The organism is Flagellimonas flava (assembly GCF_050617915.1).
Taxonomy (GTDB): domain Bacteria; phylum Bacteroidota; class Bacteroidia; order Flavobacteriales; family Flavobacteriaceae; genus Flagellimonas; species Flagellimonas flava_A.
This window is the reverse complement of the sequence record NZ_JBODQE010000001.1, coordinates 325,530-341,783: the sequence shown is the minus strand read 5'-3', so window position 1 is coordinate 341,783 and position 16,254 is coordinate 325,530. Positions and strand designations below refer to the sequence as shown.

Below are 16,254 nucleotides of genomic sequence, written 5' to 3'. Positions count from 1 at the left end.
CCGCTAAGTTGCTAACAAATCTTTCCATTCAGAACTATGCTTTGATTGATGATGTGAACGTGCAGTTTGCAGCTGGATTCACTACCATTACGGGCGAGACTGGAGCTGGTAAATCCATCTTATTGGGCGGACTTTCCTTGGTGTTGGGAAATCGGGCGGATTTAACCTCATTAAAAAATCAAGCGCAAAAGTGTATTATTGAGGCTGAGTTTGACATATCCAAATACAGCTTGGAAGGTTTTTTCCAGTCCCATGACTTGGATTACGAACACGATACCATTTTACGCCGTGAAATTTTACCCAGCGGAAAATCCCGTGCCTTTGTAAATGATTCGCCGGTAACTTTGGATATCCTTAAAGGATTGGGAGAACGGTTGGTAGATGTCCATTCACAGCATCAAACCCTGCGCTTGACCGAAAATGATTTCCAACTTAAGGTAGTGGACGCCCTCGCAGGAAACCAAGACAACCTGCATACCTATAGAACCCATTTGGAGTCTTATAGAAAGGTATCCAGGGAGTTAAGGGAACTCCAGGAATTTCAAGCCAACTCCAATAAAGAACACGATTACAACAGTTTTTTGTTGAAAGAACTGGAAGCCTCACCGCTCAAAGAAGGAGTGCAGGAAGCATTGGAGATGGAATATGAGCAATTGAATAATGTAGAGCAAATTATGGAGCAGTTGTCCCAAGGACATCAACTGCTTAATGACGAGCAATTGGGCTTATTGGGAAGAATGGCCGATTTAAAACGCAGCTTTCAACATTTAGCGGATTTTGGTGATACCTATGCCAAGCTCAACGAACGGGTGCAATCCATTTTTATTGAAATGGACGATGTGGCAGGTGAATTGGAAGTTTTGAAGGACAAGGTAGAGGCCAATCCTGAGCGATTGGAAGCCATAAATGGTCAACTTCAATTGTTATATGACCTTCAAAAAAAGCATCAGGTAAATTCCGTTGCAGAACTACTTGCCATTAAGAAGGATTTAAGCACAAAGGTGGATGCCGTAGAAAACATCGAGTCCAATATCTTGGAAAAAGAACAAGAACTGCAGCTGGTAGCAAAGAAAGCGGACACTTGGGCTGGAAAAATCACAGAGGCCAGAAATAAGGCCATCCCCAAACTAAAACACACCCTTCAGGAAAACCTGTACGCCTTGGGAATGCCCTCGGCAACCTTTAAAATAGAGGTCCATCCTTCGGATGCCTTCAAATCCAACGGAAAAGATGATTTGATATTCCTGTTCTCCGCCAACAAGGGTTCAGCATATGGGGAGTTAAAGAAAGTGGCTTCTGGAGGTGAATTGTCCAGAATCATGCTCACGATAAAGTCCCTGCTGGCGCAATTTGAACAATTGCCCACTATGATGTTTGACGAGATAGATACCGGTGTTTCAGGAGAAATATCCAACCGTATGGGGGAGATTATGAAACAGATGAGCCAAACCATGCAAGTTTTTTCCATCACCCACTTGCCCCAGGTTGCATCCAAGGGGAGTCATCAGTTTAAGGTTTTTAAAGAGGAGAGTGCATCTGGCACCAGTACCCGAATGAAGCGATTGAATGAGGAAGAAAGGGTAACAGAGCTGGCAGAAATGTTAGGTGGAAAAGCGCTTTCCGATTCCGCTTTGGCACATGCCAAGCAATTATTGCAATAGGAAATGTCCGCAGGTGTGGAACTTCAATAAGAGCGGACGAAAATCAATTAGAATAAATATCTTTGCCGCTAAACCAAACAATACAATAAGAATGGCATACAATCTTTTAAAAGGTAAGCGAGGAATCATTTTTGGAGCCTTGGATGAAAACTCCATAGCTTGGAAGACTGCAGAGCGTGTTCATGAGGAAGGTGGGACTTTTGTGCTGACCAATGCACCCATCGCCATGCGAATGGGACAAATCAAAGAACTTGCTGCAAAGACCAATTCGGAAATTATTCCGGCAGATGCCACAAGTGAGGAGGATTTGCAAAATTTGGTAAGCCAATCCATGGAAATTTTGGGGGGTAAATTGGATTTCGTGCTGCACTCCATTGGAATGTCTGTCAACGTACGTAAAGGACGCGCCTATACGGATGAAAAATACGATTTCACTACCAAGGGTTGGGACGTTTCCGCTCTTTCGTTCCATAAGGTAATGCAGACCCTGTTTAAGGCGGATGCCATGAACGAATGGGGGAGTATTGTCGCTTTGACTTATATGGCGGCCCAGCGTACCTTCCCAGATTATAATGATATGGCGGACAATAAAGCCTATTTGGAATCTGTGGCCAGAAGTTTTGGCTATTTCTTCGGAAAAGAGAAGAAGGTAAGGGTCAACACCATATCCCAATCGCCAACCCCAACAACTGCCGGGCAGGGTGTGAAGGGCTTTGGTGGATTTATCAACTATGCCGAAAAAATGTCACCATTGGGCAACGCATCAGCTGCGGATTGTGCAGATTATACCATCAGCCTGTTTTCTGATTTAACCCGAAAAGTGACCATGCAGAACCTATTCCATGATGGTGGTTTCTCCAATACTGGGGTAAGCCAAGAAGTCATTGATGAGTTCAGTGAATAATATTTAAATAAGATAGTGGAGGCCATCCTTGTTTGGGATGGCTTTTGTGTTTAAGGATGAACCTTTTTTTTTCCATAATAGTCCCGGTTTACAATAGACCCGATGAGGTACGCGAACTGCTGCAAAGTTTGCAACAGCAAGAATTCACGGATGACTTTGAGGTGGTAATTGTGGAGGACGGTTCTTCGGAAAGGTCTGATGATATTGTAGAAGGATTCAATGAAAATCTGAACATTTCTTATTATTTCAAACCTAATTCAGGCCCTGGGGATTCCCGAAATTTTGGAATGCAAAAGGCTAAAGGGAATTATTTTATCATTTTGGATTCCGATTGCATTTTGCCTCCCCAATATCTGGTTGAGGTTGAAAAAGAGCTCAAAGCCAATTTTGTACATTGCTTTGGAGGCCCAGATGCGGCACACGAGTCGTTTACAACAGTTCAGAAGGCTATCAACTATGTGATGACCTCAATATTTACCACAGGTGGAATCAGAGGAGGAAAAAAATCAGTGGGTAAATTCCAGCCACGAAGTTTTAATATGGGAATTTCCAAAACGGCATTTGAAAAGGCAGGAGGGTTTGGGAGGATTCACCCCGGGGAAGATCCAGACCTCACCTTTCGTATTTGGAAGGCGGGTTTTGATTCCAGATTGTTTCCCAAAGCCTTTGTCTACCACAAACGACGGATTGACTGGAACAAATTCTATATTCAGGTAAATAAATTTGGAAGTGTAAGGCCCATTTTAAACCAATGGCATCCCGGCACCGCCAAACTGACCTATTGGTTCCCTAGTTTTTTTATGTTGGGACTGATTGCATCGATTGTGCTGCTCATTGCTAAAATTTACCTACCCTTGCTGCTGTATGGTGTTTATTTTGCCCTCTTGTTTGTAGGTGCCGCAGTCCAAAACAAGAATCTTGTGGTTGCTTTTTATGCCATTTTTGCGGCACTTACCCAATTCACGGGTTATGGGTTGGGTTTCCTTAAATCCACAATCTTGCTTAATTTTAGTAAGAAGGAACCAGAGGAGCTGTTTCCAAAATTGTTCTTCAAAAGAAAATCATAGTGGTCAAAAAATTCTTGCAAGGCCTCAATAGAAGAAAAGTAAAAGTGTTTTTCATCTTTTTACTATGTTCCTTCCTTGCTTGGTTTTTAAGCAACTTATCCGAGTCCTATGAATCCAGGGTCAATTTGGATTTGAATTATAGGAACTTGCCAGACACTTTGCTGCTCGGGAACAATGCCGTTAACACCATGGAGGCTAAACTTCGGACCAGTGGATTTCAGTTCTTGTACTATAAGTTTTGGAACAAAAGGGTCAATGTTAATTTGGGAGAGGTTCAATATCGGAACGGAAGATACATGCTTTTGGAAGATGCCCTCAAAAAACAAATTGAGCAGCAGTTGTCCCAGAACATTTCGCTCTTGGATCTAGATAGAAGACAGCTAACGGTAGACCTATATCAGGTAAGCTCCAAGGAGGTGCCCGTTGTGGCCCAACTGGACGTACAGTTTGCACAAAACTTTATTTTGGATGGGGAACCTATCATCAAGCCTGCAACCATAACGGTTAAGGGACCAAAAAAGGAGATTGACACTATAAGGCATATTTTCACATCCAAATTGGAATTGGCCCAAGTGTCTTCTGATTTTTCCGAAGATGTACTTTTGATATTTCCCAGAAACTTGGTCAACAGTATTTTTTCTACCAATAGGGTGGAAGTGTCCGGTACTGTCATGAAATTTTCCGAAGAAGTTTTTGAGGTGCCTGTAAAGGTGGTCAATCTTCCTGAAGGGTACCAAATCAAAACCTTTCCCAACTCGGTTTCTGTGCTCTGCAAGGCAACCGTAGAGCGACTAAAGTCCCTTTCCGCTGCGGATATTAAGGTCATTGCGGATTATCGACAACTGAGAAATTCCGATAGCAACGAATTGTTCTTGGAAATCCAGGAAACCCCTGAAAAAGTATATGATCTAAGGCCCTTGGTCAACAAGGTTAATTTTGTATTGGAACAGCAATGAGGATTGTAGGGCTAACAGGAGGCATTGGGAGTGGTAAAAGCACGGTGGCTGAAATGTTTAGGGAACTGGGAATTTCGGTCTATGATTCGGATGTGGAAGCCAGAAATTTGATGTCCAGTTCTGTCCAGGTAAAAGAGGCTATTGTGGAATTGTTGGGAGAGGCGTCCTATGAAGACGGAGTTTTGAACAGAGCTTTTGTGGCTTCCAAAGTATTTACCCAGCCAGAACTTTTGAAAGCACTGAATGAGATAGTGCACCCAGCAGTACGACAACATTTTACCCAATGGGTTATGGAACAGGAGGGCCCATATGTGATCCAGGAAACTGCTTTGATATTTGAAAACGGAATGCAGGATCAATATGATCATATCATTTTGGTGACAGCTCCCTATGAAATTAGATTGGAGCGTGTAATGCGCAGGGACCAAGCTAAAAAAGAACAGGTTTTGGATCGTATGCGCAACCAACTTGAAGATGATAAAAAGGAAGATTTATCACACTTCATAATCGATAATTTGGATTTGGAAAATACGCGCCAACAGGTGATAAAACTTCATGAAACACTTGCAAATCAAGCAAATTGAAGGATCATTTTAACATTTTTGTTAAGGTTAGGTTAAACGATAAAAGGCCTAAATGTTAAATTTCTAATTTTACCCCAATGAACAAGAAGTTATTTGTTCTTCTCGTCATTCTTATGAGCTTGTCCCTTATCGGGATAATCTTTGTTCAAGTATACTGGATAAGAACTTCGATAAATGACAAGGAGGAGCAATTCTCAAGAACGGTCACCGATATACTGGATAGAGTAGCGAGTAGGGTGGAGAAAAGGGAGATGAAGGATTATTCAGATCGTTTGGCTTCCTTGGTAGATAGTGTTGGGCAACCGAAAACCACACAGTTCAGAAATTTTTTGTTTGTTGATAGAGATTTAAATTCTGATGAGATTCTCTTCTATTCCCATGGAATTTTGGAAGAGGATTACAATATATCATCAACGTTCTTTGATAATAATTTACAGGGGGACGTGGATTCCACCACCATAACCAATTTCACCAGCAAACGGACAAAGGCCGTGTTTAGGGAGGAATATGGTTTGGACGGGAAAAGTTACAGCTTAACACCCATTCAACGAGCTGAAAAAATTGGCGGACTTTCCAGTATTGAAAAATTGGCGATGGAAGATGTGTTCATGGAATACGCCAAAAGTCAACCTATTCATAAACGGGTGAGCACCCAAGAGCTGGAACTATTGTTGAGCCAAGAATTGACAGATAGGAACATTGACGTTGACTATGAGTACGGAGTCTATAGCCAAGGGTATCCTACTAAGATTAGATCTAAAAAATTCAAGTTTTCGGAATCTAAAATGTATGAGGCTCGGATTTTCAAGGACAGTGAAGGGCAGACCAGTTTTTCATTGTTGCTTACATTTCCATCCATGAACAAGTTTTTGTTCCAGTCCATTATGGGTATGGCGCTCTTATCTTTGATTTTCACCTTGGTAATCATGGTGGCCTATTCCAGTGCCATTTATCAATTGATAAAGCAGAAACAGATTTCAGAGATCAAGACCGACTTTATCAATAACATGACCCATGAGTTCAAAACTCCCATCGCGACCATTAATTTGGCGGTGGAGGCCATTCGAAATCCAAAATCTATTGAGGACAAGGACAAGGTATTAAGGTACTTGGGAATGATCAAAGATGAAAATAAACGGATGCATGCCCAGGTTGAAAATGTACTTCGGATATCCAAACTGGAGAAAAATCAGCTGGACATTAGTAAAGATCGGGTAGATGTTCATGAGATTGTGGAGGATGCCATTACCCATGTTGAATTGATTGTTGCAGATAGAGGCGGTTATGTGAATGCACATCTGGATGCGGAACGATCGGAAATTCTGGCAAATGACACGCATTTTACCAACGTTATTGTGAACATGTTGGACAATGCCGTCAAATATTCACCAGAATCTCCCAAAATTGATGTATATACAGAGCTGGCAAAGAACAACATCATAATCAAAATACAAGACCAAGGTGCTGGAATGAGCAAGGCGGTTCTCAAAAAAGTGTTTGAGAAGTTTTACCGGGAACATACCGGCGACATACACAATGTAAAAGGTCACGGCTTAGGTTTGGCCTATGTTAAACGAATAATAGAAGATCATCAGGGAGAGGTTTATGCAGAAAGTGAAAAAGGAAAAGGAAGTACTTTCTACATAAAACTACCCTTAATTTAGAAAATATGGAGACAGAGAAAAAGAAAATTCTTTTAGTGGAGGACGACCCCAATTTTGGGATTGTGCTCAAGGATTATTTGTCCATGAACGACTTTGATGTTGTGTTGGCCAAAAATGGAATGGAGGGGTTTGAAAAATTCAAAAAGGACAATTATGACGTGTGCATCCTGGATGTCATGATGCCTTATAAGGATGGATTCACCCTAGCTCGTGAAATACGGGAAAAGAATGAAAACGTTCCAATCATTTTCCTCACGGCCAAGACCATGAAAGAAGATGTACTAAAAGGATATAAGGCTGGAGCCGATGATTATTTGAATAAGCCGTTTGATTCTGAGGTATTGTTGATGAAACTTAAAGCAATACTTCAAAGAAAGGCTTCAAGCACGTTGGCAGACAGCAAGCAATTTGAATTTCAAATTGGTAATTTCCATTTAAATTCAAAACTTAGGTTCCTCACTTATTTGGAAGAAGAGCCTATTAAATTGTCTCCCAAGGAAAATGAACTGTTGCGTTTGCTAGCATTGCATGAAAATGACCTAATGCCGAGGGAATTGGCATTGACCAAAATCTGGAGGGACGATAATTATTTCACTTCCCGAAGTATGGACGTATACATTGCCAAACTAAGGAAATATTTGAAGCGCGATGATGTGGTCGAAATTCTGAATATTCACGGAGAAGGATTTAGATTGGTGGTCAAAGCGGAAAATCAATAGAAAGCACACCATATATAATCAACCACCCAATTGGGTGGTTTTTTTATGCCGAAAAATTGCTATTTAAGCTGTTGAATAACCTGATTCGTAATTTCAGCAGGTTGTAGGGCAATGGATACTGTGATGGCATCCTCCGGGGGCTCCAAGGTATCGAACTGGGATTGCAGTAGGGTAGAGGTCATAAAGTGCCCCTTGCGGTTCTCCAACCTAGATTTTATTAATTCAAAGGAGCCTTCCAAAAATACAAATGCCAGTTTTTCGTTCATTCCTTGCCCCAACAAATCCCGATAACTTTGTTTTAATGCCGAGCATGCGATAACGGCTCCCGTCTTTTGGTGTTCTTTGGCCAATTCGTTCAAGCGGATCAGCCAGCCTTGTCGGTCGTGATCGTTCAAGGGTTGACCAGCCGACATTTTTTTAACGTTGGCTTCTGGATGATAGTCATCGCCATCAAAAAATGGGATTCCCAGTTGTTTGGAAAGCATGGTTCCAATGGTTGACTTACCCGTTCCAGATACTCCCATGACGATCAATACCGTTATCTTACTCACTTTGTATTCTTTTTAATTCAATGTTGATTTTCTTTGAGACTTCCTTGATATCCGTATCAAAATCCACCCATAGAATGTTCTCATTTTTACGTAACCAGGTAAGCTGTCTTTTGGCAAATCTCCTGGTATTTTTTTTGATTTCAGAGATGGCGAAATCCAAATCGATCTTACCATCAAAATACTCAAAAAGTTCCCTGTACCCAACGGTTTGAAGTGCGTTTAGCTGCTTATGGGGGTACAGGCTTTTTGCTTCTTCCAACAATCCCTGCTCCATCATAATGTCAACACGCTCGTTGATACGATTGTATATGATTTCACGATCTGCGTGAATCCCCACATACAAGGTTTGAAAGGGCCGAATATCCTTCTTTTGTTTTAGAAAGGAGGAGTAGGGTTTACCTGAAGCGATACAAACTTCCAAGGCACGGATGAGCCGATGCGGATTGTCCAAATCCACCATTTGATAGTATTTCGAGTCTTTGGATTTCAGTTCAGATTGCAAGGCTTCCAATCCTTCTGTTTCCAATTTTTCATTTAAGAGGTCTCTGATGGAAGGGTCTACATTTGGGAAATCATCCAAACCTTGAACAACTGCATCCACATAAAGCCCGCTTCCACCTACCATAACCACAATATCCTTGGATTGAAAAAGTGCTTCAAGTTTTGCTAGCGCATCACGTTCAAAATCGCCCACAGAATAAGGTTCTTCAATACTTTTATGCTGAATAAAATGATGAGGAATGGTTCTGAGTTCGGCCTTGGAAGGTACCGCGGTACCAATTCGCATTTCCTTGAAAAACTGGCGTGAATCCGCAGAAAGGATTTCGGTGTTAAACTGTTGGGCAATTTGTATGCCCAGAGCCGTCTTTCCAATGGCAGTAGGCCCCACCACGGCAATCAAGATCTTGGAATTCATAATAGATCACCACAGTTATAACAGTTGGTGGCATCGTCTCTATGCCCCTCCGCTGAACAGCTTGGACAGGCTTGGGTATTGGTATGTACCACACTGGCGGCGGTTTGTCCCTTTTTATGCCTAGAGAATTCAACAGTAACAATCCCTGTAGGTACAGCAATGATTCCGTAACCCAAAATCATGATGACGGTGGCTAAAAACTGCCCCAAGTTGGTTTGTGGGGCAATGTCGCCATAACCCACGGTAGTCAGGGTTACTATAGTCCAGTATATACTTCTGGGAATGCTGGTAAATCCGGCTTCGTCGCTTTCTATTAGGTACATTACGGTTCCCATGATCACGGAAAGGATAAGGACCACGTAGATAAAAACAGCAATTTTGGCCCTGCTTGCTTTTAATGCCGCTTTTAACTGGGATGCCTCGCCCATAAATTTCACCAACTTCAGAATTCTGAAAATCCGAAGCAATCTAAAGGCCCGTACAGCCAATAACACCTGTGACCCAGCCAAAATATAGGAGAGGTACAGCGGAATGGTGGAGACAAAATCGATAATACCGTAAAAACTGAAAACATATTTCCAGGGCTTCTTTATGCTAACAAGTCTTGCAATGTATTCCAAGGTAAAAAAGATGGTGACCACCCATTCCAGTGTAAGCAGAGTTTTGTGGTAGTGCATGTCTATTTCCTTGACACTTTCCAGCATGACCAAAACAACACTGAGCACAATTAAAATGATCAGAACTAAGTCGAAAAGTTTACCCAACGGGGTATCGGCCTCATAAATAATCTCATGAAGCGTGTTTTTCCAACCCGAATGTACTCTATGTGCTTTCAAGCGGTAGGGGTTAACTCCAAAACCTTGAGCCTACTGTTTTTTCTTAGGTACGATTCTACAATAAAGGTAGTATTCTCGTCGCTGGTCATAGGGGTTATAATGGATTCTAAGATATGAATATTATTTATTTGATGGTTGAGTTCCACATATCCAAAGCCTTTTAAAATACCCTCTTTGATCAAGATAAAACTGCGTTCCCCCACCTCCCTGCCTTTATCCAAAATGGCAATGTTCTTGTCCAACAGGCTGTATTTTTGGAATGCCGAACTGGCTTTTTGATTGTAAACTGGGGCATTTTCAATATCGTTGCACATCTGGGCGCATCCATTTTGACTGTGTTTGCAATCAACATCCAACCCAAGTGAGGAGGGACAAATCGAGAACTCTTCACTAATTTTTACCAGAAAATTTTTGGCCGAAACCACTCCGCTGAATCCTAAGTTCTGCTTCTTCCGAAATTTGTTTTTTACAATTTCAATTTCAATATGTGGGGTGCCATTTTGATGGAAATTAATGACGTGCGAAAACAACTTCTTTTTGGTAATGCTGTTATGCCTGGGGTTGTTGTTTCGCAATTCCTGATACTCTTTGAGAATGGCCACCAGTTCGCTGCCAGTTCTTTCAAAGGAGACTTTTTTGGTTTCTTTCTGGAGTTTACGGGCCAGTTGCCCTACATTGGTAAAGTGCTGGTTGACCCTTTTTTTGGCATTCTTGGTCTTTCCCAGGAAAATGATTTCTCCTTCTTTATCGTGCATATAGTACACTCCGGTTTCCGAAGGTAGATCGGATACAATATCCAATTGGGTGGGAGAGAGTTCTCCTTCGGTTTCTTTGCGGATAACCTCCTTGACAATGGATTTGCTTGAATCCTTGTCCAGTAACATTTTAAACAATTTAAGGGTAGCTATGGCATCGCCATTGGCCCTATGTCTATCGCTCATGGGAATCCCAAGCGATCTTACCAATTTGCCCAAACTGTGGGATTCTGCCTCGGGCAACAGTTTTTTGGAAAGGTCAACCGTACAAAGGGTCTTTCGTTGAAAATCATATCCCAATCTTCTGAATTCGGTACGCAAGATTCTATAGTCAAACTGGGCATTATGTGCTACCAGAATGGCTCCATCTGTTATTTCCACTATACGCTTGGCCACCTCATGGAATTTGGGAGCGGTACGCAGCATTTTGTTGTTGATGCCAGTAAGTTTGGTAACAAAAGGTTGGATTTCCCTTTCTGGATTGACAAGGCTCATGAATTTATCCACTACTTGATGTCCATCATATTTGTGGATTGCAATTTCCATGATTCCCTCTTCGTTGTATTTACCTCCGGTGCTTTCTATATCGAGTACGGCGTACATGAATATGGTTGGAAAAAAGGGATTAGTTATAATTCCGTGCCCCAAAGATACTACTTCCTATGCGCACCATGGTACTACCTTCCTCCATGGCTATGGAATAATCCCCACTCATACCCATGGAGAGTACAGAAATGTCCAATAATTGGCCATGCACTTTGTCATATATGGATTTCAAATGGGCAAATTCCTTTCGTATCTGCTTCTGATCGTCAGTAAAGGTAGCCATACCCATTAAGCCCTTGATTTGGACATGCTCTAGTTGGGCAAAGGTCTCTGAGGATATAATTTCATGTAGCTCTTGTTCATCCAAACCAAATTTGGTGGATTCTTCGGCAATATGCATCTGTAAAAGACAAGGGATAACCCTATTGTGCTTTTTAGCTTGTTTATCAATTTCCACAAGCAATCGCAAACTATCCACCCCATGAATCATTGAAACAAACTCGGCCATATACTTTACCTTGTTCCGTTGCACATGACCGATCATATGCCATTCAATATCCTTGGGAAGTTGCTCCCACTTTTGGGCCATTTCCTGGATTTTGTTTTCTCCAAAAACCCTTTGGCCAGCCTCGTAGGCCTCTAGTATAGTCTCCACAGGTTTGGTTTTGGAAACGGCGACAAGGGTGACCTCCTTTGGTAAGGAATCATCGATGTTTTTAAGGTTCTCTTTAATTGACATGATGCTTAAAATTCGTAAATAGCCAACCCACTGCGGAGTTTCGGTTCAATATAAGTACTCTTGGGTGGCATCACCAAACCTGCATCCGCAATGGCCTTGATTTCATCAATGCTAGTGGGCACCAAACTAAAGCCTACCGCAAAACTTCCACTGTCAACGGCGTCTTTCATTTGAATGACGTTGTGCTTACCATATCCATAGGAAATACGTTTATCGTTCCTTAAATCATGAATACCCAGGATAGGTTCCAAAATGGTCTTGTATAAGATTTGGGTATCCAGTTCGCTAAGGGCATCGGTAAACTTATAGACTTTTTTGCGCAAATAGAGGGAATAGAACTCCCCATCCAAGTACATACTGAAGTGATGTTTTTGGGTAGGTTTATATAGCCCATCGTCTTTCTTTTCAATCCTAAAAAGTTCATCCAACTGAATCAAAAATTCCTCCTTGGAATGACCATTTAAGTCCTTTACCATACGGTTGAACTCGTAGATTTTGATTGCTGTTTCTGGGATGAGATAGGCCATAAAATAATTGTAGGCCTCATTTCCCGAATGTTCGTCATTTTTAGCTTTTTTCTTCTCGGCCAACAGATGCGAGGAGGCACTTCTATGGTGACCATCGGCAATGTAAAGCGCATCCATATCTTTAAAGGCATTTTGGAGCTGCTTTATGGCCACGGAATCCTCAATTTTCCAAAGCTGATGATTATACTTGTCTGTAGTGGTAAAATTGTATACGGGAGTTTTGGAAGCCTCGGTGCCCAATAGGGCATTGATCGTGGAATTATCGGCATAGGTCATCAAAACCGGTTCTGCATTGAACCCAACGGTATCCAAATAATCAGCAAACAGTTTTTCCCTTCGCTGAATGGTATCCTCGTGTTTTCGGATAACATCGTTCTGATAGTCCAAGACGCTGCAAGCACAGAAGAATCCCAGGGTCCTAAAACTACCCTTGGATATCTGATACAGGTAAAAACAGGCTTCTTCATCCTTAAGGAAAATATTGTCTTCTAAAAATTCCAAATACCGATTATGAACCAACCTAAACCGTTCTTTTCCTGAAATGTTTTTATGGAACTTAAATCCAGGATTCAGAATATGTAAAAATGAAAAGGGATTGTACTTTAAAACCGATTTACGCTCGTCCTTTGAATATTCCTCATAGGAGCGAGTAGCCACAAATGAAGCTTTATCCTCGGCAGGACGAATGGCCTTAAAAGGTTTAATGATGGCCATGCCCTAGCTAAATTGTTTCGCAACTTTTTCCGCCTTTCTGGACTCGGAGTAATCATAGAATCCTTCTCCAGACTTTACACCAAGTTTACCGGCCATAACCATATTGACCAGAAGGGGACACGGGGCATATTTCGGGTTTTTGAACCCGTCGTACATGACCTTCAAAATGGATAGACAAACATCAAGTCCAATAAAGTCCGCCAATTGCAATGGTCCCATGGGGTGGGCCATACCCAATTTCATTACGGTGTCTATTTCCTGTACGCCTGCCACTCCATTGTAAAGCGTTTCAATGGCTTCGTTGATCATGGGCATCAAAATACGATTGGCCACAAAACCAGGATAATCGTTGACCTCTGTGGGTGTTTTGCCCAATTTTGAAGAGAGGTCCATAATGGTTTGGGTGACTTCATCCGAAGTGCTATAACCACGGATGATTTCCACCAATTTCATAATGGGAACGGGATTCATGAAGTGCATCCCAATGACCTTCTCTGGTCTGTTGGTAGCTGCGGCAATTTGAGTTATGGAAATGGAGGAGGTATTAGTGGCCAACAAGGTTTTTGCGTCACAGATTTCATCCAGTTCCTTAAAAATACCCAGTTTAATGTCCAAATTTTCGGTAGCTGCTTCAACCACCAAATCCACTTGGGCTACGCCTTCCTTCAACAGGGTAAAGGTTGTAATGTTTTCCAAGGTGTTTTTCTTGTCCTCTGCGGAAATTTTCTCCTTGGCAATCATACGATCCAGGTTTTTGGCAATGTTTGCCAAACCTTTGTCCAGGGATGTTTGGGCGATATCAATAAGGTTGACTTGAAATCCGTTTTGGGCAAAAACATGGGCAATTCCATTTCCCATGGTTCCAGCTCCAATTACAGCTATAGTTTTCATAAGGCAGTTTGCTTTAAGCTTAAGCGAATCACTTTTAGAAGGATTCAATAATTTGTAAGGCCACGCGGAGGGCTTTGGTTCCTTGTTCCAAGGTCACAATGGGCTCTGTATCCGTATTGATGGCATCTGCAAAGGTTTCCAACTCGTCCAAAATGGCATTATTGGCTTGAATGTTGGGGTTTTCAAAATAGATTTGCTTCTTTTCTCCCTCCGCATTTTGCAAGATCATGTCAAAATCCCCGGGTTGTTCCGGGGCATCTTTCATCTTCACCACTTCCACCTTCTTATCCAAGAAATCCACCGAGATATATGCATCCCGTTGGAAAAACCTTGATTTCCTCATATTCTTCAGGGAAATTCTACTGGAGGTAAGGTTGGCCACGCAACCGTTTTCAAATTCGATACGCGCATTGGCAATGTCGGGAGATTTACTAATGACGGAAACCCCACTGGCGTTGATTTGTTTCACCTCGGAATTTACCACGCTTAAAATGGCATCGATGTCGTGGATCATAAGATCTAGAACCACGGGAACATCCGTTCCCCTTGGGTTGAATTCGGCTAACCGATGTGTTTCGATGAACATGGGTGTATCAATCTTATCCTTGACCGCCAAAAAAGCAGGATTGAATCGCTCCACATGCCCCACCTGCCCCTTTACCTTGTGTTGATTCACTAGTCCGAGCAGTTGTTCGGCTTCATCCAAAGTGTTGGTAATCGGTTTTTCAATAAAGATATGCCGACCTTTTTCAATGGCCTTTTTGGCACAATCAAAATGGGAAAGGGTGGGAGTGACGATGTCCACCACATCCACCAAATCAATTAATTCATTGATGTTTTCTATGTAGGAGTAACCAAACTCGGCCGCTACTTTTTTAGCATTGATTTCATCGGGATCATAAAAACCAACAAGTTCGTATTTCTCCGATTCGTTTAAGAGCCTTAGGTGGATTTTACCCAAATGTCCGGCACCAAGGACGCCTACTTTTAGCATACCCATTGTTTTTGTCAAAAATAAGGATATGGCACCACTCTTCCATGAAAATTAGCTGGCAACCCGCTATTAATTTTCAAGGGAACTTTTTAAATTCGTGGGCCAGACCAACACCATGAAAGACACACACAAACATAAGGGTATGCGTAACCAATTGGCCGATGTATTGGTTGCCAAGGGAATAGCGGACAAGAACGTTTTGGATGCTATCAAGACGATTCCCAGACATCTTTTTTTGGATAGTGGGTTTGAGGATCATGCCTATCAGGACAAGGCCTTTCCCATTGGGGCGGAACAGACTATTTCCCAGCCCTACACCGTTGCTTTCCAAACAGAACTGTTGCAGATAAAACCCAACGACAGCATTTTGGAAATTGGTACGGGAAGTGGATATCAGACGGCTGTTTTATTGCACCTAAAGGCTAAAGTTTATACGATTGAGCGACAGCAAGAACTATTTAAAAAGACCAAGTTGTTCTTCACCAAAATGAACTATCGGCCCAAAAAAGTGGTTTTTGGTGATGGCTACAAGGGTTTACCGGAAGAGGCTCCCTTTGATGGTATCATTGTAACAGCTGGAGCTCCAAAAGTACCCAAGGCCCTAATGTCCCAATTGAAAGTTGGGGGAAAACTGGTGATTCCTGTGGGTGTGGATAGTCAGACCATGACTTTGTTCACCCGTAAATCTGAAAAGGAATTTGAAAAACAAGAGTTGGGAGCCTTTAGGTTTGTACCTCTGTTAGAAAACAAGAACTGATTCCTTAACGGTTGAAACTTTTTTTGATACGGGATAAATCGCGTTTGTTGTCCCTGTCCTTTATTGTTTCCCTTTTGTCGTAAAGTTTTTTACCCTTTGCCAGACCAATATTTACTTTGGCAAGCCCTTTTTCATTGATAAAAAGGTTGATTGGAATTATGGTAAGTCCAGAAGTGGTTACCTCCCTACGCAATTTTTTTAATTCTCTTTTGTTAAGCAAGAGTTTGCGCTCCGCCTTGGGCTTATGGTTGTAATACCCTCCATGACTATACTCATCCACTTGCATATTTATCACAAAAAGCTCCCCGCGCTCATTAAACTCACAAAAACTCTGGGATAGTGAGGCCTTTCCCAATCTAATGGATTTGATCTCGGTTCCGCCTAAAACTATCCCAGCCATATAGGTGTCCAAAATTTCATAATCGAATCTGGCGCGCTTGTTTTTTATGTTAATGTTTTTCTGCATTGGGACA

Annotated in this window: 17 protein-coding genes; 8 read left to right on the top strand and 9 right to left on the bottom strand. The window is 41.9% G+C overall.

Features of this window, described 5'->3' with window-relative positions:
- Positions 1-8: 8 nt before the first annotated feature.
- The 7 genes from recN (at position 9) to ACRHOZ_RS01490 (ending at position 7,555) form a co-directional block, all read left to right on the top strand.
- Positions 9-1,661: a DNA repair protein RecN gene (gene recN / locus ACRHOZ_RS01520; protein WP_431121573.1), complete on the top strand. Its 1,653-nt coding sequence runs from the start codon at positions 9-11 to the stop codon at positions 1,659-1,661.
- Positions 1,662-1,752: 91 nt separating this feature from the next.
- Complete coding sequence (locus tag ACRHOZ_RS01515; RefSeq protein ID WP_138833641.1) at positions 1,753-2,565, top strand: enoyl-ACP reductase FabI; 813 nt, start codon at positions 1,753-1,755, stop codon at positions 2,563-2,565.
- A gap of 56 nt (positions 2,566-2,621) precedes the next feature.
- A complete protein-coding gene (locus ACRHOZ_RS01510; protein ID WP_431121570.1) occupies positions 2,622-3,632 on the top strand; it encodes a glycosyltransferase in 1,011 nt (336 codons plus the stop codon).
- Positions 3,632-4,588 (top strand): CdaR family protein, encoded by a 957-nt coding sequence (locus ACRHOZ_RS01505; protein ID WP_431121568.1) that lies wholly within the window; start codon positions 3,632-3,634, stop codon positions 4,586-4,588. The genes ACRHOZ_RS01510 and ACRHOZ_RS01505 overlap by 1 nt, the downstream gene beginning before the upstream one ends.
- A complete protein-coding gene (coaE, locus tag ACRHOZ_RS01500; RefSeq protein ID WP_431121566.1) occupies positions 4,585-5,172 on the top strand; it encodes a dephospho-CoA kinase in 588 nt (195 codons plus the stop codon). The genes ACRHOZ_RS01505 and coaE overlap by 4 nt, the downstream gene beginning before the upstream one ends.
- A 77-nt stretch (positions 5,173-5,249) precedes the next feature.
- Positions 5,250-6,836 carry a sensor histidine kinase gene (locus ACRHOZ_RS01495; protein ID WP_431121564.1) on the top strand — a complete coding sequence of 529 codons (1,587 nt, stop codon included), beginning with the start codon at positions 5,250-5,252 and terminating at the stop codon, positions 6,834-6,836.
- A 5-nt stretch (positions 6,837-6,841) separates the two neighbouring features.
- On the top strand, positions 6,842-7,555 hold the full coding sequence (locus ACRHOZ_RS01490) for a response regulator transcription factor (protein WP_420399972.1): 714 nt from the start codon (positions 6,842-6,844) through the stop codon (positions 7,553-7,555).
- 59 nt (positions 7,556-7,614) lie between these two features.
- Here ACRHOZ_RS01490 and ACRHOZ_RS01485 read toward each other — a convergent pair whose 3' ends face one another.
- From ACRHOZ_RS01485 to ACRHOZ_RS01450, 8 genes are read right to left on the bottom strand one after another with little or no spacing between them, the layout of a single operon-like run.
- Complete coding sequence (locus tag ACRHOZ_RS01485; RefSeq protein WP_431121562.1) at positions 7,615-8,106, bottom strand: gluconokinase; 492 nt, start codon at positions 8,104-8,106, stop codon at positions 7,615-7,617.
- Positions 8,099-9,022, bottom strand: coding sequence for a tRNA (adenosine(37)-N6)-dimethylallyltransferase MiaA (gene miaA / locus ACRHOZ_RS01480; RefSeq protein ID WP_431121560.1), 924 nt, complete (start codon positions 9,020-9,022; stop codon positions 8,099-8,101). Before miaA ends, ACRHOZ_RS01485 begins: the two co-directional genes overlap by 8 nt.
- On the bottom strand, positions 9,019-9,858 hold the full coding sequence (locus ACRHOZ_RS01475; protein WP_431121558.1) for an ion transporter: 840 nt from the start codon (positions 9,856-9,858) through the stop codon (positions 9,019-9,021). Before ACRHOZ_RS01475 ends, miaA begins: the two co-directional genes overlap by 4 nt.
- Positions 9,855-11,216, bottom strand: coding sequence for an exonuclease domain-containing protein (locus ACRHOZ_RS01470; RefSeq protein WP_431121556.1), 1,362 nt, complete (start codon positions 11,214-11,216; stop codon positions 9,855-9,857). Before ACRHOZ_RS01470 ends, ACRHOZ_RS01475 begins: the two co-directional genes overlap by 4 nt.
- A gap of 22 nt (positions 11,217-11,238) precedes the next feature.
- A complete protein-coding gene (locus ACRHOZ_RS01465) occupies positions 11,239-11,898 on the bottom strand; it encodes a YggS family pyridoxal phosphate-dependent enzyme (protein ID WP_431121554.1) in 660 nt (219 codons plus the stop codon).
- Between the two features lie 5 nt (positions 11,899-11,903).
- On the bottom strand, positions 11,904-13,139 hold the full coding sequence (locus ACRHOZ_RS01460; RefSeq protein ID WP_431121552.1) for a DUF1015 domain-containing protein: 1,236 nt from the start codon (positions 13,137-13,139) through the stop codon (positions 11,904-11,906).
- A gap of 3 nt (positions 13,140-13,142) precedes the next feature.
- On the bottom strand, positions 13,143-14,030 hold the full coding sequence (locus ACRHOZ_RS01455) for a 3-hydroxyacyl-CoA dehydrogenase family protein (protein ID WP_431121550.1): 888 nt from the start codon (positions 14,028-14,030) through the stop codon (positions 13,143-13,145).
- A 34-nt stretch (positions 14,031-14,064) separates the two neighbouring features.
- Positions 14,065-15,024: a Gfo/Idh/MocA family protein gene (locus ACRHOZ_RS01450; RefSeq protein WP_431121548.1), complete on the bottom strand. Its 960-nt coding sequence runs from the start codon at positions 15,022-15,024 to the stop codon at positions 14,065-14,067.
- 115 nt (positions 15,025-15,139) lie between these two features.
- On the opposite strand from ACRHOZ_RS01450, the gene ACRHOZ_RS01445 reads away from it, so the two are divergent.
- On the top strand, positions 15,140-15,781 hold the full coding sequence (locus ACRHOZ_RS01445) for a protein-L-isoaspartate(D-aspartate) O-methyltransferase (protein WP_431121546.1): 642 nt from the start codon (positions 15,140-15,142) through the stop codon (positions 15,779-15,781).
- A gap of 4 nt (positions 15,782-15,785) precedes the next feature.
- Here ACRHOZ_RS01445 and smpB read toward each other — a convergent pair whose 3' ends face one another.
- Positions 15,786-16,247, bottom strand: a complete 462-nt coding sequence (smpB, locus tag ACRHOZ_RS01440; RefSeq protein ID WP_431121544.1) for an SsrA-binding protein SmpB — start codon at positions 16,245-16,247, stop codon at positions 15,786-15,788.
- Positions 16,248-16,254 lie beyond the last annotated feature (7 nt).